22 protein-coding genes are annotated in these 24,160 nt (G+C 42.5%); 8 read left to right on the forward strand and 14 right to left on the reverse strand.

The features are described from left to right. Positions 1-2: 2 nt before the first annotated feature. The gene (locus AB1S55_RS12100) at positions 3-623 is read left to right on the forward strand and encodes a hypothetical protein (protein WP_370978439.1); all 621 of its coding nucleotides are present in this window, start codon (positions 3-5) and stop codon (positions 621-623) included. Between the two features lie 10 nt (positions 624-633). Then, positions 634-1,644: a UDP-glucose 4-epimerase GalE gene (gene galE / locus AB1S55_RS12105; RefSeq protein ID WP_370978440.1), complete on the forward strand. Its 1,011-nt coding sequence runs from the start codon at positions 634-636 to the stop codon at positions 1,642-1,644. A gap of 41 nt (positions 1,645-1,685) precedes the next feature. Here galE and AB1S55_RS12110 read toward each other — a convergent pair whose 3' ends face one another. The 10 genes from AB1S55_RS12110 to AB1S55_RS12155 all read right to left on the reverse strand — a co-directional run bounded on the left by AB1S55_RS12110 (position 1,686) and on the right by AB1S55_RS12155 (position 13,374). Next, positions 1,686-3,194, reverse strand: a complete 1,509-nt coding sequence (locus AB1S55_RS12110; RefSeq protein WP_370978441.1) for a sigma-54-dependent transcriptional regulator — start codon at positions 3,192-3,194, stop codon at positions 1,686-1,688. Between the two features lie 15 nt (positions 3,195-3,209). After that, positions 3,210-4,883 (reverse strand): SpoIIE family protein phosphatase, encoded by a 1,674-nt coding sequence (locus AB1S55_RS12115; RefSeq protein WP_370978442.1) that lies wholly within the window; start codon positions 4,881-4,883, stop codon positions 3,210-3,212. 3 nt (positions 4,884-4,886) lie between these two features. After that, positions 4,887-7,487, reverse strand: coding sequence for a response regulator (locus AB1S55_RS12120; RefSeq protein ID WP_370978443.1), 2,601 nt, complete (start codon positions 7,485-7,487; stop codon positions 4,887-4,889). A 2-nt stretch (positions 7,488-7,489) separates the two neighbouring features. Further along, the gene (locus AB1S55_RS12125) at positions 7,490-8,227 is read right to left on the reverse strand and encodes a hypothetical protein (RefSeq protein WP_370978444.1); all 738 of its coding nucleotides are present in this window, start codon (positions 8,225-8,227) and stop codon (positions 7,490-7,492) included. Positions 8,228-8,236: 9 nt separating this feature from the next. Next, a complete protein-coding gene (locus AB1S55_RS12130) occupies positions 8,237-10,366 on the reverse strand; it encodes an SLBB domain-containing protein (protein WP_370978445.1) in 2,130 nt (709 codons plus the stop codon). 3 nt (positions 10,367-10,369) lie between these two features. After that, positions 10,370-11,140, reverse strand: a complete 771-nt coding sequence (locus tag AB1S55_RS12135) for an OmpA family protein (protein WP_370978446.1) — start codon at positions 11,138-11,140, stop codon at positions 10,370-10,372. Next, a complete protein-coding gene (locus tag AB1S55_RS12140; RefSeq protein ID WP_370978447.1) occupies positions 11,137-11,496 on the reverse strand; it encodes an STAS domain-containing protein in 360 nt (119 codons plus the stop codon). Before AB1S55_RS12140 ends, AB1S55_RS12135 begins: the two co-directional genes overlap by 4 nt. A 553-nt stretch (positions 11,497-12,049) precedes the next feature. Beyond that, on the reverse strand, positions 12,050-12,475 hold the full coding sequence (locus AB1S55_RS12145) for an SRPBCC domain-containing protein (protein ID WP_370978448.1): 426 nt from the start codon (positions 12,473-12,475) through the stop codon (positions 12,050-12,052). A 102-nt stretch (positions 12,476-12,577) separates the two neighbouring features. After that, entirely contained in the window at positions 12,578-13,039 is a 462-nt protein-coding gene (locus AB1S55_RS12150; protein ID WP_370978449.1) for an SRPBCC domain-containing protein, read from the reverse strand. 5 nt (positions 13,040-13,044) lie between these two features. Then, complete coding sequence (locus AB1S55_RS12155; protein ID WP_370978450.1) at positions 13,045-13,374, reverse strand: ArsR/SmtB family transcription factor; 330 nt, start codon at positions 13,372-13,374, stop codon at positions 13,045-13,047. Positions 13,375-13,589: 215 nt separating this feature from the next. Between AB1S55_RS12155 and AB1S55_RS12160 the strand changes: the two genes are divergently transcribed. The 6 genes from AB1S55_RS12160 (at position 13,590) to AB1S55_RS12185 (ending at position 18,884) form a co-directional block, all read left to right on the forward strand. Continuing rightward, a complete protein-coding gene (locus tag AB1S55_RS12160) occupies positions 13,590-14,072 on the forward strand; it encodes a hypothetical protein (protein WP_370978451.1) in 483 nt (160 codons plus the stop codon). Between the two features lie 204 nt (positions 14,073-14,276). Beyond that, positions 14,277-15,152 carry a prohibitin family protein gene (locus AB1S55_RS12165; protein WP_370978452.1) on the forward strand — a complete coding sequence of 292 codons (876 nt, stop codon included), beginning with the start codon at positions 14,277-14,279 and terminating at the stop codon, positions 15,150-15,152. A gap of 36 nt (positions 15,153-15,188) precedes the next feature. Next, positions 15,189-15,818: an FMN-binding negative transcriptional regulator gene (locus tag AB1S55_RS12170; protein WP_370978453.1), complete on the forward strand. Its 630-nt coding sequence runs from the start codon at positions 15,189-15,191 to the stop codon at positions 15,816-15,818. Positions 15,819-15,952: 134 nt separating this feature from the next. After that, positions 15,953-16,279 carry a hypothetical protein gene (locus tag AB1S55_RS12175; RefSeq protein ID WP_370978454.1) on the forward strand — a complete coding sequence of 109 codons (327 nt, stop codon included), beginning with the start codon at positions 15,953-15,955 and terminating at the stop codon, positions 16,277-16,279. A gap of 85 nt (positions 16,280-16,364) precedes the next feature. Further along, positions 16,365-17,045 carry a class I SAM-dependent methyltransferase gene (locus tag AB1S55_RS12180; protein ID WP_370978455.1) on the forward strand — a complete coding sequence of 227 codons (681 nt, stop codon included), beginning with the start codon at positions 16,365-16,367 and terminating at the stop codon, positions 17,043-17,045. 486 nt (positions 17,046-17,531) lie between these two features. Then, the gene (locus AB1S55_RS12185) at positions 17,532-18,884 is read left to right on the forward strand and encodes a hypothetical protein (protein WP_370978456.1); all 1,353 of its coding nucleotides are present in this window, start codon (positions 17,532-17,534) and stop codon (positions 18,882-18,884) included. Between the two features lie 313 nt (positions 18,885-19,197). Here AB1S55_RS12185 and AB1S55_RS12190 read toward each other — a convergent pair whose 3' ends face one another. The 4 genes from AB1S55_RS12190 to AB1S55_RS12205 all read right to left on the reverse strand — a co-directional run bounded on the left by AB1S55_RS12190 (position 19,198) and on the right by AB1S55_RS12205 (position 23,537). Beyond that, positions 19,198-19,728: a cytochrome b gene (locus AB1S55_RS12190; RefSeq protein ID WP_370978457.1), complete on the reverse strand. Its 531-nt coding sequence runs from the start codon at positions 19,726-19,728 to the stop codon at positions 19,198-19,200. Positions 19,729-19,793: 65 nt separating this feature from the next. After that, positions 19,794-21,335, reverse strand: a complete 1,542-nt coding sequence (locus tag AB1S55_RS12195; protein WP_370978458.1) for an ammonia-forming cytochrome c nitrite reductase subunit c552 — start codon at positions 21,333-21,335, stop codon at positions 19,794-19,796. Positions 21,336-21,577: 242 nt separating this feature from the next. Beyond that, positions 21,578-21,970 carry a YkgJ family cysteine cluster protein gene (locus AB1S55_RS12200; RefSeq protein WP_370978459.1) on the reverse strand — a complete coding sequence of 131 codons (393 nt, stop codon included), beginning with the start codon at positions 21,968-21,970 and terminating at the stop codon, positions 21,578-21,580. Positions 21,971-22,121: 151 nt separating this feature from the next. Next, positions 22,122-23,537 carry an RICIN domain-containing protein gene (locus tag AB1S55_RS12205; protein ID WP_370978460.1) on the reverse strand — a complete coding sequence of 472 codons (1,416 nt, stop codon included), beginning with the start codon at positions 23,535-23,537 and terminating at the stop codon, positions 22,122-22,124. Between the last annotated feature and the right edge of the window lie 623 nt (positions 23,538-24,160).

Raw genomic sequence — 24,160 nt, forward strand, 5'->3', positions numbered from 1 at the left:
TGATGACTAGCTTATTTAAACAGACATTATTAAGTTCTTTATGTTGCTCGTTAATTGCGTGTGGTAGTGGCGGCGGTGGTGAAAGTTCTGATGACTCCGTTGAACAATCGGCAAATATGAGCTCACGTTCCAACCAAGAGGCTGGGCTAAATACACAAGAACCTGACCTTATTATACCTGAGCCAAATGTCTTACCGAGTGTGCCAGCAAGTGCTGTTCCTAGTATTACTCCTAGCCCTAGCGCAGTTCCTAGTGTCATACCAACAGTAGCTCCAAGCGCTACGCCAAGCCCCGTGCTGACTATCCGCACTAGTGAGTTAAAGTCCAGCGATAGCTTCCTTTTTGAAAACTTTGAGCGTGTAAGCATTCGCTTTGAGCTCTCTAATTCTGAGTCCATGCCGGATCGAATGAGTGTTTGTTTACCTGAGTCGCCCAGTAATGATTCAGAGACTAACTGTTTGTACTCGGGCCCTATACAGATGACTAATCAAAACTTGAGTTTATTTGTTCCGAATGAATTCGATGATTTGGAGTTGGTGACTTGGACATTTACTCCAGAGTTGAGCCGTAAGGTTTATCTCTGGAGTCGTTCTAATGGCCCTACTTGGTATGTCACTTTATAGGAGAACACTGATGAATATTTTAGTAACAGGTGGTGCGGGATACATTGGTAGCCATACCTTGGTGGAGCTTCTTAATGATGGTCACAAGGTTGTTGTGGTTGATAACTACTCTAACTCATCGGAAGAGCCTTTAAGGAGAGTTGAAAAAATAACTGAAAAAAAGATTACTCGTTACGAAGTGGACATTCTAGATAAGCAGGCCTTATATAATGTATTTCAACAACATAAATTTGATGCGGTGATTCACTTTGCTGGTTTAAAAGCTGTGGGTGAATCCGCTGAGTTGCCTCTGAAATATTATATAAATAATATTTCGGGCACATTAACCTTGTGTGAAGTAATGGGTGAAATGAACGTTAAAAGACTGGTTTTTAGCTCCTCTGCAACGGTTTATGGTGAGCCTCAGCGTGTTCCTATTGATGAGTCTTTTCCTACTTCTGCAACCAATCCCTATGGCCGATCAAAACTTACAGTTGAAGAAATATTACACGACTTAGGTGCAAGCGATGATAGCTGGAATATTACACTGTTGCGTTATTTTAACCCTGTAGGTGCTCATCCGAGTGGTTTAATAGGGGAGGACCCAAAAGGCACACCTAATAACTTGATGCCTTATATTTCACAGGTGGCTGTTGGCATAAGAGCACAGCTTGGGGTTTTTGGCGATGACTACAATACAAAAGATGGAACGGGTGTGAGGGATTATATTCATGTGGTTGATTTAGCACGAGGGCATGTGAGTGCCATTAATAATAAAAAACATAAGCACGGCGTTTTGACACTTAATCTTGGTACCGGCAATGGTTATTCTGTATTGGATATGATTAATACCTTTGAACGTATTAGTGGTAATAAAATACCCTATAAAATCATTGCTAGAAGGCCTGGAGATGTCGCTGAATGTTATTCAGACCCTAGCAGGGCTTATATTCAAATTGGTTGGAAGGCCAAGCATGGGCTTGATGATATGATTTCCGATGGTTGGCGTTGGCAGAGCCAAAATCCACGAGGTTATTGTTAGGGCCTGTTAGCCACTAAACAGCAGTGGCATAGCGCATATAGCTAATGCCACTGCTGTTTTTTTCGATAGATTGTCGAGGGGCTAACTTCCAATAACGCGGCAGCTTTGGGAATGTTCCCATCGCAGTGTTGAATGGTTTGTTCGATGGTCTCTCGTTCAACTTCAGCTAACGGGCGGACGATGAAGTGGGGTTTGTCATGCTCGTTTACCTTAAGGTCAGTCTGTATGTTTTGCTGCTTATTGAGAGCTTGATGGTTTTCTAGATGATACTCACCTGCTGAATCTGACTCTTGTGATGAAGCTGCGTACTCGGCTGTGGAGCTTGGCAATGGCACAGCCTGATGCTTGCTTGGCTTGAGCGCTGCTGTGTTGCTGATAGGGCTTAATGGTGGGGGTAGGTGGTTTAGCTCAACGACTTCTGCGTTATTAAGTACCACGACATTACGAATAATGTTTTGTAATTGACGTACGTTGCCAGGCCAGGCGTAGGTATTCATAAGCTGTTTTACTTCTTGCCCTAGGCGCTTAAACTTTTTTCCATCCTCTTTGGCGTAAAGTTTGAGAAAGTGTTGGGCTATTTTGACAATGTCTCCATTTCGTTCACGTAAAGCCGGTAGGTGTATTGGCACGACATTGAGGCGGTAGTAGAGGTCTTCTCTAAACGTACCTTCGGCCACTTGTGTAAGAGGGTCTCTATTGGTTGCACAGATAAAACGCACATTGAGTTTTTCTTCTTTGCTACCTCCGACCTTTTTAATCACGCCGGATTGAATAAAGCGCAGTAGTTTGGTTTGCAGATCAAGGTCCATCTCGCCTATTTCATCTAAAAACAGTGTGCCGTTATTCGCAAGTGAAGCGGCCCCCTTACGGTCACTGGAGGCACCGGTAAAGGCGCCTTTTACATGGCCGAAAATTTCGCTTTCCATTAGATCTTTGGGAATGGCGCCACAATTAAGGGCGATAAACGCTTCACTCGAGCGCGCACTTTGTTTGTGAATGGCTTCGGCGCAAACCTCTTTACCTGTACCGCTCTCACCGGTGATAAATATGGTGGCTGAGCTCGATGATGCGGCTTCGATGGTCTTATAGACCGCTTGCATGGGCATGGATGAGCCGATAAAGCCATGGAAGTGATCGCGGTTAAAGTTTTCACTTAAATCTGCGACTAGGGATTTAAGTTTGATGTTTTCTAAGCTGTTGTTAACCGTTGTTAATAGGCGCGCAGCGTCGATGGGTTTTTGTAGGAAGTCTTGGGCACCTAAGCGCATGAGGTCGACGGCTATATCAACACTGCCGTAAGCGGTAATGATGATAACAACACAGTCATTGTCTATTTTCTTTATGTGGCTGAGTACGTCTTCGCCTGGCATATCCGGTAGTTTTAAATCCAATAAGACTAGCTGAGGTTGATAGCGCTCGGCCATTTCAATAGCCTCTAAACCACAGGTGGCTGTTAATAAGGCTATGTCTTCTTTACTTAAGTACTGTTTATATACTTCAGCTAAGGAGGGCGAGTCTTCAACTAAAAGTACACTGGGCGTTTTACTCACGCTGTTATATCCATGTCAGAGCATTGGTTCCAAAAGGACCAGAAGCGTATCGTCAACAAACACATTGTTTCTTGAACGCTTAAGGTGACTAAATGCGGAATCCAGTGAGCGTTTGATGGGCTGGTCTAAGGAGAGCCTTAGATTAAGCAGTATATTGCTGTACTTATGCTTTTCTTCCGCGTTAGCTTGAGTATAGTCCAAGTCACTTTTAGTTCCGGTGGATTGGCCATCGCTGTGAGCGTGATTTGCTCCGCCGCATGGTTCTTCAGTAAATAGCCCGTCAGTAAATAGGCCTAAGCGTTCCCCTTTTTCTAGTTGGTATTCAGCCGATTTGTAGCTTATATCCGGTAGTAGCCCAGGTAGCATGCCTTGGCTTTCAATGGTTATAGCTCGACTGTTTGAGATAATGATTGGGGCTGGGTGGCCCGCACACGCTACTTCGATTAGGCCCTCGGCTTGCAGTTTGATCACGCAGCAAGTGCACAGAGATTTGGAAAGAAGCTCGTCGTTGTAAATGGCATTAGACAGTAGATTGAGAAACTCATACGGAGCGCAATCTGTTGCGCACAGTAAGCCCCGTATATAACCTAAGTAAGCATGAGAAAAAAACTTAGCTGCGATATCGTGCCCCATCAAATCTGCAACAACAAGTACGGTCTCTCTTTTGTTCTGCTTGACAATAAGTAGGTCTCCACCACCACTTTGAGGGCCATCTGAACAGGCAGCTAAAGACCAGTTTTCAATTTTTTCTGGTAGCTTAGGGATCAAGCTTTGAGTAATCGACTCGGTGCGAAGCAGGTCGTTTGTGGCTTTAAGCTGTTTATGCCGCATCAATGTCCTGTTAATGCGAACAATAAGGTCTTTTTTGGATATTGGCTTTGTTAAATAATCATCAATGCCTAGACGCGATAACACGGCGTTTTCGTCAGCTTTACTATCTGATGAAATAAAAATAAAGGCACAATCTCTAGTGTTCTTATGCTCTAACACACTTTGCCTGAATACTATGCCGTTAGCGTTTGGCATGTGAATATCTGAAATAATCAGATCAATGGTTTGTTTATCGAGTACAAGCAGGGCATCTTCCACTGACTCGGCTGCAAAGGTTGTAAAGTCTTGCTTCAAATACGCCATGTGCAGTTGTAGCAGGGCTCTGTCATCGTCTACTAATAATATTGAGGCCTTTTCTTTTGAGTTTTTAATACTCCATTCGAGCTTATATCCCTGCTTATACTCTAAGTACTCTGATGGTTTCTTTGATTTTGAACTGTGGGGCGGGCAGGAGGGCGCGTTTTTTTGCTCACAATAGCTTATTTTGTCGACAAGTTGGTAAACAATGCTGGCGCCGCGGCCACCACTTCGATCAAGATTAAAAAGAGGATCTTCGTCTTTACTATCTTGAAGTTTTTTTAGCCAAGCCTTTAGTTCGCTGATACTCTGCTCATGATATTCTTTTCCTATAAATAGAATAAGCTTAGATCCCGACAAAGACAGTGTTATACAGAGTCGTTTAAGATCCTGCTGGTGTTCAACAAAATTAGAGGCGACTTCGGAGAACGATAGGGATATAGCATTAATCAAACTATGTTCTATGTTCATCTTTTTTAAGACGGCGGCAAGCATGGATCGGTGTTTACTGATTGCTTCATATGAAGCAGATTCGTTTACCTCGTAAAGAACGTGTCGCATGGGCTACACCCCATTTTTAACGATCTCACCAAGCTCTTTTAGTGAAGATTCATAATGACTATTAAGTAGGGGCTGTAAACTTTCTATCTCAGTGGTGTCGTCGTCTCTAACGGCCTCTTCGATTTTTCCTGCAATAATACTAAGTGTTGTTGCGCCAAAACTGCCAGCGCTGCTTTTTAAGGTATGAGCTTGCTCGGCTAAGGCTTGCCAGTCCTTACTGGCAAATAACTGGTTCATCAGCGGTAATCTGGCTTTAGTCTCACTTAGAAATATATCAATAATGCTTGGAAGAACCTCTGTCGAAGTGTCTTTTTCAAGTTGTCTTATAATTTTTAAATCAATGCTTTTTTCTAGCGTATCTTCTACTTCATGTGTTGGAGTATTGTTCGCTTCATCGATTTTTTCTTCTGGATTATCATTTTTAGCTTTTTTAATCCAGGTCGTTATTTTTTCTCTGAATAACTTGATATCGATAGGCTTTTGTAAAAAGTCATCCATGCCTGAATTAAAGCATCTGATTTTATCGTCAGAATAGGCATTGGCAGTTAAGGCGATAATGGGGGTAGTATGATTGTAAATACTGTCTTTTCGAATGATGGAGGTTGCCGTGATACCGTCCATCCGTGGCATTGCCATATCCATAAGGATAATGTCGTAGGCTCGTTCGTTGGCTCTGCTAACGGCTTCTTCACCGTTGTTTGCGATATCTACATCAGCATCCATGTTTTTCAATATGCTGTTGATAACAGCCTGATTAGAAGGGCTGTCTTCGGCTATTAAAATAGAGGCATTGAGCGAATGGTTTGTCCTGTCTTGGACTTGGGGGTTGGACTTACTTGTCCATTGCTTGATTATTTCTTCTTGATTTGGGTTAAAGGTGTTGAGTAAAGGTTTGTTTTCAATGCTAAAGATTAACTGCTTCAGCAACGAGCATATACGAAAAGGCTTACGTAATATCGTATCAAAGCCATGTGAATAAGTAAGCTTCGATCGCCCTATGCCATCGTTGGCAATTAGGGCTACCTTAAGGTGTTTTGCTTTATTGTGTAATTCGTTGTCGCTTGTGCTTTCTTTTGAGTTGGCTGCAGGGTAATCACATACGGTATCCGTGTCATAAAGGATGGCATCGTAGCTGCTATCAACTGTTTCTGGTGTTATTAATTCGTGATCTAAGCGACAGTTAAAGAATGTGAGTTGCTTATTTAAGGTTCTGTGAAGATGCTTATTGCTTGAAATTAACAGTAGTTTTCTTGTTGCTCCGCTAAACGCAGGGAAGCTTACTTCTTTTCTTCCTTCAAGAGGAAGTGTTACACAGAAGTGGCTACCTTGCCCTAGTGTCGATTGCACTTGGATCTCTCCGCCCATTAAGTGGGTGAGTTGACGGCAGATAGAAAGGCCTAAACCTGTACCGCCTTGTGTGCGAGTATTACCGCTATCAATTTGGGTGAATTCATCAAAAATACTGGTGACATCTTGTTCACTCATGCCTATACCGGAGTCATTGATGCTTATCGATAGGCTTTGATCGTATTGGATTTCGAGTTCAACACAGCCGGCCTCAGTAAATTTGAGCGCATTTGAAATCAAATTAGTTATGATTTGTCGTATTCGGGTTTCATCTCCGTAAACTTCTGTGGGGGTATGGCGATGAATAACAGCAGCCACATCAACAGGTTTATCGATCACTTGGCTGCTTAGTAGCTCGCATGTTTCGTCGATGACATCAATAATGTTGAACCAGCTTTCATTGAGCTCTAGCTTGCCAGCGTTAATTTTGCTGAAGTCTAAGATATCACCAATAAGAGACAGTAATATATTGCCTCCATTAAGGCTTAGGTTAACGAGTTCTCTTTGGTCATCAGTCAGGTCGGATTCAAGCAGCAGTGAGTTTGTCGCAATAATGGAGTTAAGTGGAGTCCTGATTTCGTGGCTCATGGTGGCTAGGAACTGGCTTTTGGCTATGCTTTCGCGTTCAGCTTCTTGCCGTTCTTTTCGCAGGCGCCGTTCACCTTCATAAGCACTTTTTAGTTTTTCATTGATTTTCTTTAATTGGGAGTGGCTCTGATTAACAGATTCCTTTAAATGCTGGTTGGCATCTTGTAGTTTTATGTTTTCTTTTTTAGTAGATTTTTCGAAGTAAAAATCAATGACCCTTGCCCAGTAAATGGCAGAGGCTTCTAATAAAGTGGAGAGCAGTAACTCATCATCCCAAGGCTTACTGATGTACCTAAAGATACTTGCATGGTGCAGCACATTTAGGGTGTTACTTATGTCTGTGTAACCGGTAAGAATTACTTTTAAGGTCTCTGGCCAGCGCTCATCGATCTTGATGAGTAATTCGTCACCAGACATGCTCGGCATTCTCATATCAGAGACAATAATGGCAATATTTTCATCTTCCATAATCTGTAATGCTGTTTCACCATTAGGAGCACAAAAGATGTTAAAGCCATGTCCTCGCAGTGTTCGTTTCAGGGCTTTTAGATTAAATTCCTCATCATCAACCAATAGCAATCCAAGCTTGGATGGGATTTCTGTTCCTGAAAACATTACATTGTCCATATCGGGATAACCTTGGTCTAAGAGTAGACTAAATTTCATCATGATCAGTCATCTATCGAGAAGAATGCGGTGTGGTCTAGCCACTGGTTTAGTTGCTTTGTATATGTACTGAAGCGAGTAGGAAAAAGGCGCCTGAACTTATCAATTTGGCGCTTTAATTCATCTTTCAAGCTTGGGTTCATCTTATCGTTTACTACTAATCCAAGTAGGTTTACACCTTGTGCTTCAAGCCTTTTATACGCTTGCTTTAACAGTGATTCGGTGGTTATATTTGAGAGGGTGATTAAGATACTGGCTCCACATGCCTTGGCGATGTATTCAGCAGGAAGTTCAAGCTGATCATTATTTAATACAGCTGGGCTATCAATTAGGATGTAATCAAACTTGGGGGCCCAGGACTGAAAAACGTCTTCTAGCGCGCCTGGTTGTCTTAAGTTTGCTAGCTGGGTCTTACCACCGTGTAAGGTCATGCCTGTGAATATGCACTGCTCACCAATAGGCGAAATCAAGTCCGGTGCACCTATATCAGAGTGTGTATCAGAGCGCCGTAGAGGCTTTGATATATCGGCATTAAGCACATGCTCAACTGCAGGGCTGTTTGCATTGAGATCAATCAGTAATACTGAATAGCCAGAAAGTAATAAGCGCTGGGCGATGGAGTGGGTAATGGTGCTGACCCCTTCGTTCGCCGTGGCGGATGTAAAGGATATGCAGCGCTGCGTTTGGGCCTGGATGCAGGAGACAATGTTTTCTATTTCAGCGCTATACGGAGCAATAATCATTTTATGCTCCTATAGGCCTAGTAGGACGGCAAGCGATACCATCCTAAATGTGTCGCCTAAAATTTTCCTAGCCTTGCTTCCTTTACTTTCCCTGTGGTTCGGTACGTAGATGGTGTCGCCTTCACGTATAACGGGAAGAGAGTTAAAGTCACCGGTTTTACCAAATTTTAGGAGGTCAAACTTGCGGGCTTGGTCTTCGCAACAGGATACATTGACAACCAATATACGTTTGACATGAGCGTTTGAGGTAGGGCCTCCAGACTCGGCAAGCAGATCCAAAATAGTCATGTTATCTGAGAAGGTGTAGCGCCCCGGTTTATTGACTTCACCTAGTACACGAACTGTTTTTTCTTTTGGTTTTTCTGTCCATTCTCTTGTTTTCTCTGGGATATAAATTGAGTCTCCGGTTTTAATATCAGGCAGTAATGATTCATCACCGGTTTCAAAGTATTGGGCTAAATTGAGCTTGGAAACCTTAGAATAACTTTGATTCCTGTGGGTGATGCGTACGTTATGTATGTCCGCGTCTTGAGTAGGGCCGTCAGCGGCAGCCAATAAGTCTAGGAAGTTCATATCATTGGTGAACATATAGCGGCCAGGTGCGCCGACTTGACCAAAAATATAGATCGACTTATCGGATGATTGGCGAACCCACTGAGCCTTATTATCAGAGGGGTCTTGAGGTAGGTCGTGTACACGTATTGTTGAACCTGCAGAAATAACGGGTAGGGCGCTATCAGCTTTTCCCTGTTTAATAAATTCATCCAAGTTAAAGACAATCGCTTTGAATTGGCCTTTTTTATCAACACTAATAACTTCAATATTACTTGTATCTGCGCGTGAAACCGGACCACCTACATGAGCGAGAGCATCAAGTAAGTTCATTTCATCTGACCACTCTATGCGTCCTGGGCGTACGACCTCACCAATGATTCGAATGGCTCTATCAGGTGCTATTTTCAGCCACGACTTCTCATTCATATCTGTTTTTTCAGGAATGAAGATGGCATCACCTGGTTGGATTGCAGGCATAGAGGAATTACTTAAACCCTCTGTAAATGCTGCTAAGTCAAATCGCTGCACGCTGCCATCAATTTTTAACACTCTTATTTGTCGAGTTTCCGCATAGCGAGTAGGGCCGCCAGCATTGGCCAAGATATCTAAAAACGTCACGCCTTTTGCACTTTCGTAGGCTCCTGGTTCGAAGACTTCGCCCATGACATAGACAGTACTGGCATTTGATTTAACCGCCTCTTCTTGCTTTGGGATAAAAATAGTAGAGCCGACATTGATAACAGGAAGTAGTTCACTATTGCCTGTATCAAGGTAATTTTTTAGATCAAAAAGTGTGGGCTCACCATCAGATATAACGCGAATTCGTTCAACGCCTGCATAGCGTGTGACTCCTCCTGCGCGCATAAGAAGGTCGACGATCGTCATCGAGTCTCTATAGGTAAAACTACCTGGGCTATTGACCTCACCAAAGACTTTGATTGCATTCTTGGCATTAGATGCATCGCCGGAATCGGCTATTTTTGCAGGGTCAAATTCAACTTCGACATTACCAATTTTGGGCGAAGCAGGAACAAACAATATATCGAGAGAACGCAGCTTGGGTAGTTCTGATGTGTCTCCAGAATCTAAATACGCTTTATAGTTAAAGGTTGTTGCTGTAGTTGCTCTACGTAGTTGCATTTTGTCTAGTTGGGCTCCAGAGCGCATGCCACCAGCAAGCGTTAATATTGACTGTATACTCGAATCAGCAGGGGCATGAATTTCACCTGGAGAGACTACATAACCTAGAACAGTGATTAAAATTTTTCGTTCTATGACATAAACATTGAGCGCCGATAGATCTTGGAAAACAGGTGATAGAGCATTATAGGCGGCATCGGTTAAACTACGTTCTGCTAAACCACTTACTTTTAAAGCCCCCACTTCTGGTAGGTAAATATACCCTCGACGGTCAACAGTAAAAGACCTGTTTAGACTTTCTTCGCCTGGTAAGGATATTTTTATAACATCGCCTACCTGCACTGTATAAGCTGTTTGTTGATTGCTGCTTTGGCTCTGGCTATAGGCAAACGAGTGGTTGGCAAAGAAAACAATAAGGGTGAATATAATAAGTGGTTTAAACACGGTCTAGCCCTCAATAAGATAGATTCGAACGTTTCTATTTATGAGTTGAGTCGCTTCAGATTGCCCTTTATAGCTGGGTGATTGCTCACCTGAAGCAAGTATGTCTATTGCCTTAGGGTTAATACCTGCAGTAACAAGTAAATCTTGGACACTGCGAGCTCGCTCATAAGACAGCGATAAGTTATGTTGTTCATGGCCGCTCTCATCAGTATGTCCAACAATCAGAATTCGGTACTGGCTCAGCTTTAGAAGCTGTTTAGCTGCATGATTTAAATTGTCTTTGTACTTTTTATTAACTTCGCTTGAGTTAATAGCAAATTGGTTGTCGCTATTTAATATGTTTAATAAGCTAGCTATATTACCTTCTTTATTGTCTATCGGTGGTTTACAACTAAAGTCATTAATGACTTCTTTTAACTTTATCTCCAGTGTTGTTAATGCTAATCGCTGTTTGATAATTGAACTCTCTGCACTACCATACAGTTGTCCAGAAAGCTCACGGATTATCCGCTTCTCTAGCTTTTGTGCATCGTCTACAGCGGCGGGAAAGCAGTATGTTGCACCTTGTAATTCTAATAAGGCCAACTGATTTTTTAGTAAGCTATAGTCAAATCTAAGGCCATGCTTTGACGTTATTTGTTGTTGATGCTCAACGCTAATTAGTTGGTCTGTATGATATTCAGCAAAACCGCCTTCACCTTCTTCAGGCCAAGAAGTACACGCCAGTAATAAGCTGCTTGAGCTTAGAGTCAAAAGAATGTGTAAGGGATTCATGACTGAGCTTCCATTTGGCTATTTCCAAGGTTTTGAGCCCACTCAACATGGATAGCTTTATCAACTCGTAATAAGGTAATAAGCTCTTTAGGTTGGCCGTGAACATTCTTTAGTTTTACTCCTCCATTATTTTCTAGCATCCTTTTATAAAGAAAAACGATGGCGCCAATGCCCGACGAGTCGATAAAACTAACTTGGGACAAATCCAATTCGAGCTCTTTACCTACGTGATCACTGACGAGTTGCTCAAGCTCTTTTCGGATTTCTTTACAGCCTCCAGCATCAAATTCACCTGATAGCTTAATATGTACGTAGCGTTGAGCACTTGTTTCTGGTTTTAAAATGCAAATATTCATATTCCCACCTCTGCTTAACTTTGTTCTGAGCCCATCTATTGCGCCTGAGACTATTTCTGTATCGGGCGGCAAGGGCTATTGATACCTACACTGGGTATCGTTGCTAGAACTGAGCCATTGTATGAAAAGTCAATTAAAACAGTGGCTTATGGGTTTTTATTTGGTTTTTTTCCAGCGTGCGTTTGAAATATGATTCGCATTTTGCAAATCGCAAAGGCCCAGCGTTTCTGGGGCATGCAAAGTGCAAACGGTTTCTTTAAATGCGTTTTATTGCCGATCTATAGCTGCATTGTCGTTGCAATATGATCTCTGTTTTTTGAGTTATGAAAACGGGGCGCGTCATCAGGTGGGAGCTAAAATGATCGAACACGAAGTTAATGCTAAGCGCGCAAAGGCTTATTTATAAGAGTGTAAGTGAGGTGGATAGCGGGAAATAAACTTCGAGCTTAAGGCCTAGGGAGGGATAAAAGTAGGGCGCACGCAGGGACGTATCTTAAGTCATCTAGGCTAAGAGACAGCCGCGACACATACTGGCTATGTCGCGGTGCTGCTACTAAATACTAGGATCATTAGGATGGGCTTGGCCTTTTCCTGTTTCTAAGTATTGCTTTAAGCTAACGGTAAAAAAGAAACCCCATTTAGCATTGCAGTGTTTATAGAAATCATCTGCTTCTTGCCAGCCGTGATGCGCAAAATCGAGACAAGAGCCACGCTCGTGTTCGGTGATTGAAAAAATAAACTCTCCTTTGTCAGCCCAGGGGCCAGAGATGCACTGCCAGATAATTTCTTGACCAGGAATAGATGAAAGGACCTGCATTTGCACTTGGTGTTCATCATTGGGGCCAAAAAAGATGCTCACTTGCTCTGCATTAATGTTTGTTTTAGACCACCATTTAGATAGGCCTTTTTCGCTGCTGATGGCTTGGAAGAGTTCATCTGTTGACGCTTCAATCACAATTTTATGAAGTATACTGTGCATGTTGTCTTTCCTGTTTGTACACAAGTTGGTGTACTATTGGTTTAAATAAAAAGACCTATAAAGCCTTTTTATTTGATTACTCTCTTAGCTGTTTTCTTCGTGCTAGGGCCTGTTAAGTAACTTTTCTAGGCCGTTAAAGCTACTTGTCCAACCAAAGCGGTGACCGTTTAGCGCTGCCTGATTTGGCAGTTTTTCATGTTTTAGTTTTAATAGGGTTTGTTGCTGCTGAGTGCTTAATGTTATTTCAACTACGGTAAGTGCGTTTTGGCCCTTGCTACCACTGCAAGATTGGTCTTCTAACATCCATGTGAAAATTAATTGTTCTGGCCTGTTAACCTCAAGGTACTCACCAAAGTGTTTAATTGTATTATTGTCTGGGGAGTTGAGGGTAATACTGTATTTTCCTTGAGGCCGACAATCTATTTCTGATTCAACAACATGAAAACCTTCAGGGCCAAACCACTTTGCTATTAATTTTGCTTGAGTCCAAGCGTCAAAGACTTTCTCTATACTGGCATTAAATAAGCGTTCTATTTCCAGTGTTTCAGTGATGGGCTCGGCCACGCTCTTTACTCTTGTTCGTTTAAAAAATCATCTAGGGCATCTAGTTTCTTATTCCAGAATACCTTGTAGAAACGCATCCACTGTGAAGCATGATCTAGAGGCTCTGGGTTGAACTTGCAGTAGTGTGTTCTTCCATGAATGCTTCGTTGCAGTAACTTGGCATTCTCAAGCACTTTGACATGTTTGGTTATAGCCGATTTTGTCATATCAAAAGGTTCAGCCAGTTCTGCTACTGGCATCTCTTTATCACCTAAGCGCTTTAACATAGCCCTTCGAGTTGGGTCGGATAAAGCCGAGAAGATGATTGTCAGTTGTTCATCTTTATAGTTAACCATGTGGTGTACTATGGGGGGGGGTAATTTATAGTGTCAAGCTTGGGATTTAAATTGCAAGGGAGTTAGTTGACAGAATAGGGCCAAAGATTTAATAATTGTTTCAGGCTTATTGGGCGCCTACCTCGCAAAAACGCAAGTGCCAAATACAATTCAGCAAGCATATGCTTGCATATCATCTCAGGTCGATAGCGAGTAGACCGGTGTTTGGAGGCGATATGCACAATGATAAAACATCTCAATCTAATACAAGGTCTGAAGCCTTTTCCGCATTTGAATCTAGCTTTGAAGCTGAATCTAATGTGATTGAACTTTTGTTAAAAGAAGCTAAAAAACTTCATAAATCCCTTAAATCCGAGTCTATATCGGTATTTTTACCGGTCTTAAGACGCTTAATTGCTACTAAAACTCTTAAAAATATTGGTCTTCCAGAGCTTTGTCGTAATAAAGCTATGGTTCAGCGTAAGCATATATTGCAGATGCTGGCATACGAAATGGCTTATGACTCGTGGGCTCAATGCCGTAAAGCACTGAGTCGTGCTCAGTCTGATCAGCAAGTGCATTACTGTTTAGCCTTGCGTCGATCGGGTTACCCGAATCATTGGTTCAGCTCAATGCACGATGCTGAGCTCTACACCCGTGAACATGGCGGTAAGCCTGTCTTGGTGGGGTCTCAAGCGGTTGTTGTGCCGAAAAAATAGCTCTGTAGGCTTTATAACCGTCAGCGGTCTATAAAGCCTAAGTCTTATTCTTATCAGCTTGTTATGGGTTTACCTGAGTAAATATGAGCATTCTCTTTTTACGTATTCGTTGTGTATATTGACTTGTGTTATTTTAAGCCTTTCTGTTATCGCACAGATTAAGCGTGTTAAATACATAATAAAATTAGGGAAATAGGAAAAAATATGAATGTTCAGAAGCTACTAACACCGGCAAGCGCACTTAAGCTCCTGCCTCTTGTTTTAATAGTGATTGCTGTAATGAGTTCTTATTACATCGTAGTCGAGGGGCATGTTGGTGTGATTAAACGCTTTGGTGAGGCTAAAGATCAAGAAAACCCTGGTTTGCATTTTAAAATTCCTTTTATTGAAACGGTAGAAATGATCGAAGTTAGAACTAGAAAAAATGCCGAAAAAATGGCCTCAAGCACTAAAGAACAAATGCCTGTGACCATAGAAGTGTCGGTTAACTGGACCGTAAATAAAGAAGCTGCTCTTGACCTGTTTAAACGATACGGTGGTTTAAATCAGTTTGAACAAAGAATATTGGACCCGCGTTTTCGTTCAGCAACAAAAGATACGATTCCGCAATTTGAAGCGGAGCAGTTGATACAAGATCGCGCCTCTGCCATTCAGGGAATCGAACGCAGGCTTACAGAAGAAATGGAAGGCTTTCCAGTGGTGGTAGATAATATTCAGATTGAAAACATTCTATTACCCCAAAAGTACATCAACTCAATTGAAATTAAGCAAACTGAAAAGAACCTCGCTGCGGCCGAAGAGCACAAGCTTGAAAGGCAGCGGCTTGAAGCTCTAAGAGCTGTGAACACTGCCGATGCTAAAGCTAAAGGTATCTTGAAAGTTGCTGAGGCAGAGGCACAGTCAATTTTGTTAAAAGGTAAGGCGGAGGCTCAAGCGATTGAAGCCAAGGCTAAGGCACTTAAAAATAACCCATTAATTGTAAAGCTAACCGAAGCTCAAGCATGGGATGGAAAGTTGCCTACAACCATGATGGGCGAGGGGGTAATGCCGATTATGGATGTTCGTTCAGTTAAAAAGTAGTGAGCGCGAAGGCATAGATACATAGGTTATGCATCTATGCCCGCACCTAATGTACAAGTGTTAATGCTAACAGGAGGTTTTATGTATATCCCCAGTGCTTTTGAAATAACAGACAGAATGCAGGCACTTGATTTTGTTAGTGCCAATGCTTTTGCTCAGTTGATATCGACAGTTGAAGGTCGACTGTTTTCGACACATGTCCCGTTTATATTGTCAGAGGATAAACGTTTCTTGCTTGGCCATTTAGCCTTACAAAACCCACAGTATAATGATATCGATGGGCAGGAAGTCCTTGTTAGCTTTGAAGGTGAACACGGTTATATTTCCCCTTCGTGGTATATCGATTCTGGGGTGCCAACATGGAATTACCAAGCTGCGCATATTTATGGGCAGTGTAAGACCTTCCGAAACCCTGAAAGGCTAGAGCACTTGTTGTGTACTTTAAGCAATAAATACGAAGCGGATTTTGAGCAGCCTTGGCAAGTAGACGTTAACCCTAGGTTATTAAACGCGATTGTTGGTGTGGAAATAGAAATCAGTGACATTCAATGCAAGTATAAGCTGAGCCAGAACCGCTCAAAAGAGGATCGGTTTGCAGTTATAAAGCAGTTAAAGAACCAAGGGGCTTTGGGCTTGGCAGAAGTTATGGAGAAAAATGAAACTTAGGCTATTGCTGAATAGAGTGCTCATTTCAATTATGTTTATCTAGTTAATAATTTGTGTAATACAAGCAGCTTGAGCGGAGACTACTTCATACCCTAATGATGAGTACCTTAAGCTGTATAAATAAGAAGGAAGCTATGAAATATTTACTGTGTACGTTTGCTTTAATCTCGGGGCATGTTTGGGCATCGGAAACACCACCTGAGTTGTGGTCATGGATAAAGGATCTAAACAAATCTAAAGAGGCGTGTGATATTCAGAGTTCTTATGTGCTGCAAGCGATTAAACTGGAAAACCAACAAGAGAGTGCTTACGGTATCTACGGTAATGTTAAATCCAACCGTGTGGTAGTTAAATGCATAGAGATATCTAAGCAGCATAGCAAGTTGCTGGTTGCGGTCGCAGGGAATGATAAAGATTCAGTTGAACTTGTAAGAAACCACATTGTGAGCGCGATTAACTAATACGGTTAATACGATAAGGAAGCCTTAAGTTGCTTATTGAAACCTTATTTGTACTTTGTATTCAATTAAGACGTTTGGAGAAAAGATGGAAAAGGGATGTTTAGAGGGCTTGCATGAATATGTGCAGAGCACATCGCTACGCGAGTCTCAGGTATTAAAGGAGCTGAGGTTTGAAACGGATAAAGACCCTTCATCCATTATGCAGATACCGGCTACCCAAGGGCAGTTTATGAGCCTGCTGGTTAAGCTTATTGGTGCCAAGCGCAGCATAGAGATAGGTGTTTATACTGGCTACAGTGCTTTATGTGTTGCTGAGGCTATGCCGGATGATAGTTATACGGTTGCTTGTGATGTTGACGAGCAGTGGGCTGAAAAAGCGAAAGCTTTTTGGAAGAAGGCGGGAGTTGATTATAAAATCGACTTTAGGCTTGCTCCAGCGATAGAAACACTAGAGTCTTTATTGCAAGATGGACAAGCAGGTTCTTATGACTTCATATTTATTGATGCAGACAAAGATAACTACGATACTTATTACGAGTTGTCCTTACGCCTGTTGCGAAAAGGAGGGCTAATCGCAATCGATAATGTGTTGTTATTTGGCTCCGTCGTTGATTACAACGCTTTAAGTGAGGCGATGAAAGATATGCTTCCTGAAAGTAGTGTTCAAGCTGTTCGTGATTTAAATGAAAAGATTCACAACGATAGTCGTGTGGATATGAGCATGCTGCAAATTGCAGATGGCCTTAGTTTGATCAGAAAAATTTAAAGACGTTATTGTTCTAATATCTATATATTTGTTTCCTCTGTATTGTTTTTTATTCGTAGTAAACAAGCCAAGCTGAGGGATCTACTTGGCTTGTTCTCACTAATGATTCAGTTTTTTCAAGTATCTTGCGAGTAAGTTTCTGCAGGCCATCAAATTCTACAACTTAATTGAGCATCAATGCTGACGGTCTCTGTATCGCCTTCACAACCCTCCGAATTTGTTGTTATATCAATGAGCATCTCAAGTATTTCGTGCTCAGCTGCGTTCTGACAGAGCCAGAGTAAGAAGCACTGAAGCTGCCATCTATCTTTAGGCGCCCTAAGTGCTTTTATTTTACAGAGCAAGGTTTAAGTTACACCTAAGTGGTGTTGTTTAAAAAAAGAGCATAATGCATAATTGCATGCTGTTGCCTGATTTTTCAATGGCATGATCTAGCTCGTCGATAGTGTATTTATCAGTTTATTTAGCGCATTGTTTGGAAATAATATGGATGTATTTTGCCGTTCTCGTTTGAGAAAAATACTCGTGGCCGGTTTCTCGTTTTTACTTCTTGTAAGTTGCGGAGGAGACTCTGGTTCGTCATCATCGCCATCGCCATCGCCATCGCCATCGCCATCGCCATCGCCATCGCCATCGCCATCGCCATCGCCATCGCCATCGCCATCGCCAATCTTTGACATCAGTCTTTCTCAAAAGCGCACGAATTATTGTGGCATTACAAGGCCTTTTAGCACTTTTGAGCTTATTCAGTACGATCACTCCGGTAATATTCTTCAGCGAGATCATGCCGATGAAGCAGGTCTTGCAACTGCTGATCTAGGGGAGGCAGTACACACCTTAGTGATTGTTGAAAATGACAACGGAGCTATCCATGCCAATATTATTGTTAATCCCCAGGCCGGAGATTACGGTGTATGGAATAGCTATAGCAGCAGTACCGATGGCTGTGATTGTGAAAGCTATCACGTAGAGGTAAGGCCAAGTCATCACAGCGGCAAAAAAATTAACCTGTCTTATTCATCTAATTCAGTGACGTCAGAAGTGGCGACCTTTGAAGAGACCCTTGTGTGTTTGAACGAACATGGGAAGGAGAGTGTACTTGTGGCTTACGATTTTGATCGTAGTTCGAACATGTTAAATTACCATGTTATTGACACACCTTCGCAATCAGCAGATGACGAAAAACGTATTTATATTCATGTAGCAGATGCAGGAGAAGCCTTTTTAATACCACCGTCTTCTACTATTAACAATAATATCCACTATGTTTCTGATTCACGCCATACATTTAGCGCTACTGCATCTCAAGAAAGCGGTGCATCAATATTGGTGCATGAGGCAGTACGCCCCCATTATTTTTCATCTTATTTAGCGCTCGACGCTGCTGGTCGAGGGGTGCCTGTTCGTTTTTGGGAGGTAGTCGTACCGCTTACCGGTCACTCACGGTCTGTTGAATACATAGAACCAGATTTAGATCCAAATACCGTACTTGAACTGCATAGCGGAACAAATAACACTTATGATTATGCTTTTACTGGACAAGATGTATTGGTTAGATACGAATCATGGGAAGACGGCTTTGATAAGATATCGACACGAAACTATGTTTTGCCGTTGGCTGGAGTGATACCGAATATTGTGCTTCCCATAGAATATCGCAATGAAGAGCAAACCCTTAGATATTATGAAACGACACTTATTGATATTGAAGATGTTTCTAGTTACGAGCACGTATTGAGCCCTGAAATCTACAATGAAATATTCTATAAAATTGATAGAGCAGCGCCACTGAATAACAGCTACACAACGGTGGGCCTTGTCGATTGGGTATATAACTAAGTTCTCTAGTCAATTATGCCTATCTGTGCAGGTTGTTCTGAACTAATTTGATTCTATAAAAACTGGGCTTACATCTTTAGTTGTGTAATTAAAGCTGGAGTGTGAGAAAACACCAAGGCTATTGCCGTTAATATGAGCGGGCGCGCTAGAATTTGTGAAGCCTATTACTCAGGCTGTAGCTGCGTAGCAAGCGCAGTAAGAAGGAAATGTAATTGATAACGACGTTAATTGCTTAACAATAAGTTAAAAGGAAGAGTCAGAAGAAAAAGCTTAGGCAGGTTGATTGCTTCGGCCTGCCTAAGCTTATTGATACTTAACCGGTTTTACCCCACATGCGTCTCATTGTGTCGTCCTTCAAAATGAAGTGATGGAACATAGACGCACCAACATGAGCAAGTAATAATAGATAGCAGACATATTCTAAGAATGAATGCACATCTAACATCATTAGGTACATCTGCATATTTCGCTCTTCAAAGCCTGGAATGGTAAATAGGCCAAAGACTGAGGTATCTAAGGCGCGAGTCACATTGACTAACAAGCCCGTCAGAGGCATTAATAACAAGATACCATACAAGGCTAGATGGGCCATATGCGCCATAAATTTTTCTAGCTGGGTGCCGAGTGCCTCTGGTTTTCCAAACCAAGCCATCAACACAATACGGCCAAAATACAAAAAGAATACAACCATACCAAAAGATTGGTGAAGCTTCATCGCATCCGATGAGCCAAAGTATTTGTCGTAAGCCATTAGTAATAGAGCACCTATAAACATAAATGCAGATAGGTGGTGTACAACACGGTTGGTTGCACTAAATTCCTTTACGGGGATCCACGTTTTCATAATTTTTATCTCAATGATGCGGGTCAGAGGTAAGTTCCTGACCCGTCAATTAATTGGTTAACAAATTAACGTTCGCATTGATTATCTGCTTGCATCGTAATTGGCGGAGGCTCCGAGCCAACAATGTTGCCCGGATGCAGAACCGGTGGTGCTACTGGGATCGCACCTTTCGAGGTTAACCTAAAGCTAATGCCGTATTTATTGGCCGCTTCGTTTAATTTAATCTGGCCTTCTCGTGCTTGTTTTTCAGCGTCATCGAGTATGCGCCACGCTTCTCTGGGGCTATGAATGCCTGTTGAGTTCTCTGCGCCTACAAAGTCCCAGCGCATCGATGCGCGACGATGCATGTCTAGGGCGGGTTCTATTGCTTTAGAAATAGCTGCATCACGCTCGGTTTGGTCTTGAATGGATCTAAAATCTTTATGTAAAGCCAGTTCTTGGCGTACGGTTTTGATATCGCCTATTAATGCCAGTATGGCAACTTCTGCACGATTTAGCTCACCCGAGGTGTGGCGCTGAACATCTTGCACCATCTTCCTGATGTCGCTTTCGTTTTGCGAGCTATGGCACGATTTACATGCCACTAAGTCATTGAGAGGCGAGTCTAAATTGTGGTCGGTCACTTCTTCGCCATTCATTATCTTCTTGGGCATATGACAATCCACGCAGGCAACGCCATCGCGAGTGTGGCGGCCCGATGAGGTCATCTCAGCTTCAGGGTGTTGCATCTTGAGCATGGGCGCTTTGGTGGTGCTATGTGTCCAGTCTTTTGCAAACTCGCCGCTGGCTGCCACTCTGTCGTAATAAGCTTCCATCATTTCTATTTTGAAAGGGCGATCTTTAGGCCACTGGTCCCAGGGGAAGGTCAGCAGCTTGTCTTTACCTTTGAAGTAATATTCAACATGACATTGCTCACATACGTGATTGCGCATTTCTGCCTGAGTGGCTTTAATGCCATAGCGCTCATCGGCTTCATAACCACGCGACATCATCGCATTGATATAAGCTGGGCGAGTGACACGTAGGCTCATATCATCTGGGGTATGGCAATCGGCACAGGTGCTACCCATTTCTGAGCCGTTTATGCCTTTGCCGTGCTTGGATTCAAGATGTGCAACGGTGTCCCAATAAGGAGTGCGGTTAAAATCTTCCCAGCCCATTTCTCGAACTAACTCAGGAACCCAACCGCTGTGACAATTCATGCAAGCACCGGGTTGGCCTTTAAATTTCTTCAAACCCACACCGTTTAAAAACTCGCGGTTGTTACGTCCGGTTTCGTATTGGTCTATCTGGGAGTAGTAGTGGCCACGCTCTTCATTGAAGTCGTGGGCAAAAGCATAACCGCCCCATAGTTCGGTGAGCTGAGGAAAGCGGATCAATTTACTGTAAGGAACATTACCACCAAACTCGGTGGGTTTACTGGTGTCTTTCATCTCCAAATACATCTCTAGGTGGTCTGGGTATTCCTCTGCCCATGCCTCTAAAGTTGGATTGGAATCACTTCGCTCGTATTGTTTTTTATCGTCTGCGTTAGATATCGAGCTTAGCAACAACAGCGAACTGAGCGCTGTTGCGGCAATACCTAACTGTTTTATTTTTATATCCATCTCTAACAGCCGCCTCTTGTGATTTGCCTTTGTTATCATAATCACATCTTGCAGTAGGCTAAGTGCTTACAAGCGTCTGCTTGCTATAGATCAATAAAATTTATAGCTGTGTTGGGAACTTCTTTCAGTGGCTGTCGGGTTTGTTGATTTACCATGCCTCAAACATGCTTCTACGGTCATTCAGAATTAAGGTATTTGAGCAGCAGGTGTCGTTTATCAACCTTAGGGAAATAGGGATGCCGCTAAGAGTGTGAATCGCTCATAATGATTTGTAATTTACGTTGAGCTTGTTTTTTGTTTTTTAAGTCTGCGTCTTCGAGCATTTCACACTCGTCGTTATGCATTTCTTCTATATTGCTTGGATAAAGCCTGCAGTCTTCTGGTCTGTCATGGTAAATACTGCAACCATATTTGCTTAGGCTTGTGCTGTTCGTGTTTGGCTCTATAGCCACTAAAAAAGGACAGCGCTTGAGTTCTTTCCCTGTGTTTGGATCGAACCAAATGAGCCCATCTTTTACATAGTCCATTATGTCTGGGCGCAGTAAGTCCCACATTGCTATATCTTGCTCACTCGCAGATAGGCGGCCGTTACTGTATTTAATACAGCATTTTCCACATTGATTGCACTCTTTCATGGTTTCTGGCCGGGTTGAGTTGTGGGCTAGAGTAGGTGCAATATCTAGCTAAAGCAAGCAGGCCTAGTATGGTATAGCTGATCGGCAGGCATAAAAAAACCTAACACTGTTCGTGTTAGGTTTCTATAGTGCGTATTAAGCTAGAAGGTGTTTATTCAAACTTAAAGTACTGATTTGCAGAGTTACTACACGTCCACTGCTCTAGTTTTGCACCGTTAGCGTTAGAAGAGCTTTTAACTTGTAAGCATTTATTGCTTTGGCGATTTTTTAACTGGTACCAGTTGTTACCTTTATTTACAGGTGTGAATTGGAATAAGTTGCCACCAAAACAATCCCACTGTAGAGCAGCTGCGCCATTGGCTGTTGAGCCACCTGCGATACCGACACACTTGTTGTGCTTAGTTTTCATCTCAAACCAGTTGCCGCCTTTGGCAACAAAGTTAAAGTCTTGGTTGCTGTTGTTTGAATTACAAGACCACTGCTGAATGGCTGCACCATTAGCACTTGAACCTGCTGCTAAATCTACGCAGCGGTTACTGTTTTGAATACGTAGAGAAGTAGCGCCTGCTGGTGGAACAGTGGTTGAAGGTGGTGGGGTTGTTGCATTAACGGGTTTGTATACTCGCAGCCAGTCAACTTTCATGGTGTGGTTGGCTGTGTTGGTAATTTCTGCGTTAGTTGGTTGGCGACCAGCAGCTGCATTCCAGTTCTGGTCTTCCATGTTGATAATAATATCCATGGCCTTGTTCAAACCAGTACCGTTAGTGTAATTAAGCGGGTCAATACCGTCTTTACCGTTAACAGTTTGTAGATTGTCCATTACCTTAACTAGTTGGCCGTCTACATAGTATTCAAGGCGGGTAGGGCTAACCCAGTTCACACCAATACGAATCCATGAATCAGTCCAGTAACGCTTTGTAGGGCCTGTGTACCAAGTACTGGCATCTTTAGGTTGATAATCTTGAAAGGGCGAGCGAATAAACACGTGGTGACTTAAGTGTAAACGCTGTGCAAACCAGTCGTTACGGGCTTGTTTACCACCGTAGGCTTCAAGGATATCGATTTCTTGTGTGTCGTCTGGGCTCAGTAGCCAGATATCAGAAGCCATAACCGCGTTAGCAATTTTTACACGTGCTTCCACAAATACTGGATATTGAACACGTGTTGTTGACGTAATACAGCCTGCACGTGTTGCCGGTGTTGTATGAGTCTCCACAACGCCATCTAAGTCTAGGTCAACTTCAAAGCTTTTGGTCTCACCAGGAACACGTGTTGCTTTAAGTTGTAAATTACCACCTGCTACTGAGGTGTTTTCACGGCGCCAGCGAGTGGGCCCAGGGCCTTCCCATGCATTGTGGTAAAAATTGGTCCATTTTCCGCCAAAGGTTGCGGCGTTGGAGGTTGCATTAAAGTTGTAATTAAATTCATCTGATTGAGGTTGTAACTGCCACACCTTTCCTGCGCCGGCATTTGCCGGCACTGGATAGGCGTCCCAGTCGGCTGCCATGAGTGAGGCCGGTGCGCAAGAAATTGCTATTGCAGCAATAGTTCTATGGAATGTTTTCATTGCGTAACTCCGAGAGTTATTTTCGTTATTTTTATTTGTTTGCAACTACTTAATACAAAACAAGTTACTTCCCAGTTAAAGACCGGGTCATAAAAATATAAAAATCCAAACAAAAAACAGCATGGCTTTGACTTTTTGTTTCTGTGAGGTGTTTATTGGACAAACGCCTGATGCAAATAGTTTTAATTATTATATTTTTTAAGGGCTTAATTCTAAGGCGCGTAAATTAGCAAGCGCCTAGTTAATAGCCTTTAAGTATGTAATCACAAATTTTGTGCTGCGGCTAATAAAAAATTAAAAACACTTAATCTTTGTCTGTTTTTAATTTTTGGTTTTTAGGGAGGTAGGGTTTATATCTGATACTTTTTTAGCTTTATTGTTGGGTTTTTATGATCTTGTTTGTCTGGCGGTTGGGGGAGGGTGTAGCCCTGTAAAAAACTCTAAATATGTCTAGAGTATTGAAAGGGTGGTGTTAGCTCGATATGTGCCAATTTGTGGGTGCTAATTAGATGTTTGATGTCTAGGAGCGTGGTTGTTGGGTGATCCGGGCTCGATAATTTATTTAGGTTTACCTTAAGTTTTGTTTTATGCGCTGTGTGTCGACTTAATAGGCCGTGTTGGTG

Origin of the sequence: Agaribacterium sp. ZY112 (genome assembly GCF_041346925.1) — a bacterium.
In the GTDB taxonomy this organism is placed as follows: Bacteria; Pseudomonadota; Gammaproteobacteria; order Pseudomonadales; family Cellvibrionaceae; genus Agaribacterium.

Coding starts and splice junctions, on each gene's coding strand:
- AB1S55_RS12100 (WP_370978439.1), top strand. CDS start 3: ATGACTAGCTTATTTAAACAGACATTATTAAGTTCTTTATGTTGCTCG.
- galE (WP_370978440.1), top strand. CDS start 634: ATGAATATTTTAGTAACAGGTGGTGCGGGATACATTGGTAGCCATACC.
- AB1S55_RS12115 (WP_370978442.1), bottom strand. CDS start 4,883: ATGCGACACGTTCTTTACGAGGTAAACGAATCTGCTTCATATGAAGCA.
- AB1S55_RS12120 (WP_370978443.1), bottom strand. CDS start 7,487: ATGATGAAATTTAGTCTACTCTTAGACCAAGGTTATCCCGATATGGAC.
- AB1S55_RS12125 (WP_370978444.1), bottom strand. CDS start 8,227: ATGATTATTGCTCCGTATAGCGCTGAAATAGAAAACATTGTCTCCTGC.
- AB1S55_RS12135 (WP_370978446.1), bottom strand. CDS start 11,140: ATGAATCCCTTACACATTCTTTTGACTCTAAGCTCAAGCAGCTTATTA.
- AB1S55_RS12140 (WP_370978447.1), bottom strand. CDS start 11,496: ATGAATATTTGCATTTTAAAACCAGAAACAAGTGCTCAACGCTACGTA.
- AB1S55_RS12145 (WP_370978448.1), bottom strand. CDS start 12,475: ATGCACAGTATACTTCATAAAATTGTGATTGAAGCGTCAACAGATGAA.
- AB1S55_RS12155 (WP_370978450.1), bottom strand. CDS start 13,374: ATGGTTAACTATAAAGATGAACAACTGACAATCATCTTCTCGGCTTTA.
- AB1S55_RS12160 (WP_370978451.1), top strand. CDS start 13,590: ATGCACAATGATAAAACATCTCAATCTAATACAAGGTCTGAAGCCTTT.
- AB1S55_RS12165 (WP_370978452.1), top strand. CDS start 14,277: ATGAATGTTCAGAAGCTACTAACACCGGCAAGCGCACTTAAGCTCCTG.
- AB1S55_RS12170 (WP_370978453.1), top strand. CDS start 15,189: ATGCCCGCACCTAATGTACAAGTGTTAATGCTAACAGGAGGTTTTATG.
- AB1S55_RS12175 (WP_370978454.1), top strand. CDS start 15,953: ATGAAATATTTACTGTGTACGTTTGCTTTAATCTCGGGGCATGTTTGG.
- AB1S55_RS12180 (WP_370978455.1), top strand. CDS start 16,365: ATGGAAAAGGGATGTTTAGAGGGCTTGCATGAATATGTGCAGAGCACA.
- AB1S55_RS12185 (WP_370978456.1), top strand. CDS start 17,532: ATGGATGTATTTTGCCGTTCTCGTTTGAGAAAAATACTCGTGGCCGGT.
- AB1S55_RS12190 (WP_370978457.1), bottom strand. CDS start 19,728: ATGAAAACGTGGATCCCCGTAAAGGAATTTAGTGCAACCAACCGTGTT.
- AB1S55_RS12195 (WP_370978458.1), bottom strand. CDS start 21,335: ATGGATATAAAAATAAAACAGTTAGGTATTGCCGCAACAGCGCTCAGT.
- AB1S55_RS12200 (WP_370978459.1), bottom strand. CDS start 21,970: ATGAAAGAGTGCAATCAATGTGGAAAATGCTGTATTAAATACAGTAAC.
- AB1S55_RS12205 (WP_370978460.1), bottom strand. CDS start 23,537: ATGAAAACATTCCATAGAACTATTGCTGCAATAGCAATTTCTTGCGCA.